Origin of the sequence: Prevotella sp. S7-1-8 (assembly GCF_000758925.1) — a bacterium.
Classification (GTDB): domain Bacteria; phylum Bacteroidota; class Bacteroidia; order Bacteroidales; family Bacteroidaceae; genus Prevotella.
Genome location: NZ_JRNC01000141.1, coordinates 1 through 1,408 on the forward strand (window position 1 = coordinate 1; position 1,408 = coordinate 1,408).

Sequence of the window (1,408 nt, forward strand, 5' to 3'; positions counted from 1 at the left end):
CTGTCCGGTAAAACTTTATTAAACAAAATAATTTAGGGCTGACACTTCTCACGAGGTGTCAGCCCTTTTGGTTATCTTTGTTTTTACTAAAATAAAACATAACCATGAGCAAAGATAGTCATTTTACCGGACAGCCGGTCTATAGTCAAGTATTAAAGTTACTCGACAAGGAGAAAATTCTTCAAATAAGCCGCGAAACGAAAGGAAGCGAGGCTTATGTGAAGCGTTTTGACGGTTACCAACATCTTGTCGTAATGTTGTTCGGCATCCTCAAACACTTTGATTCTCTGCGCGAACTTGAGATAGGCATGAAGGCGGAGGCTCACAAGCTCGCACACCTCGGAACGAACTATCTAGTTCGTCGCAGTACGCTTGCAGAAGCCAATATACGCCGTCCTCAGGAGTTCTTTGCAAGTGTCTATGCATATCTACTGGAGAAGTATGCCAAGTTTTTAGCGGACAGCCGCCCTGCCAAGAGTTATAAGGGGCAGACGCACGAGCCTAAAGACTGGGAGAAGCTGCTTTACATGATGGATTCCACCACAATAACGCTCTTCGACAACATACTCAAAGGGGTTGGGCGGCATCCGAAATCAGGCAAGAAGAAAGGCGGCATGAAAGTGCATACGGTTATGAAGTATCATGTCGGCGTGCCGATGGTGGTGCAGCTCACATCCGCCGCTAAACACGACCATTACCTGCTAAAAGAGGTGCATCTGCCAAAAGACTCCACTTTGGCAATGGATCGTGGTTATGTCGACATAGCACAATTCCAACGTCTTACAGAAGAAGGCGTTTGCTACGTGACAAAAATGAAGAAAAACCTTAAGTATGAAGTACTTGAATCCGTTATGTACGTCAATACAGAGGGACTTGTGGCACATACTGACCAAAAAGTACGTTTTACAAGAGGGGAACTCATCCATGAGGCACGAAGGGTGGAGATATTTTATGCGAACAAGAAACCAGTTGTGCTATTGACCAACAACTTTGACTTCACGGTTGAGGACATTGCTGAAATTTACCGCTTAAGATGGGCTATCGAGTCGTTATACAAACAACTTAAACAGAACTTCCCGCTTCATTTCTTCTATGGGGACAGCGTCAACGCCATACAAATACAGACATGGGTTGTTCTGATAGCCAATCTGCTGATAACGGTTCTGTCGAGAAGCATCAAGAGGCATTGTGCATTTTCGCAAGTTGTTACCATGGTACGGCTTATGCTTATGTACTACGTCGATTTTATCGCATTTATGGAAAATCCCGAAAAAACTTGGAATGATTTCCTTGCAAAGGAGATGCAAAAAGCACCGCCAGAACCAAGTCTTTTCGATTAAGAGGGGGCTTACTTTTGAAAAAATAAACCCCGAAGTCCAATTTTACTGGGCTTCGGGGAGGATATTTA

Annotated in this window: 1 protein-coding gene; it reads left to right on the plus strand. The window is 44.0% G+C overall.

What is annotated here, in order from left to right; translation table 11 throughout:
- The first annotated feature begins 104 nt into the window (after positions 1-104).
- Positions 105-1,340 (plus strand): IS4 family transposase, encoded by a 1,236-nt coding sequence (locus HMPREF1640_RS12370; RefSeq protein WP_036895396.1) that lies wholly within the window; start codon positions 105-107, stop codon positions 1,338-1,340.
- The last annotated feature ends 68 nt before the right edge of the window (positions 1,341-1,408 follow it).

Coding starts and splice junctions, on each gene's coding strand:
- HMPREF1640_RS12370 (WP_036895396.1), top strand. CDS start 105: ATGAGCAAAGATAGTCATTTTACCGGACAGCCGGTCTATAGTCAAGTA.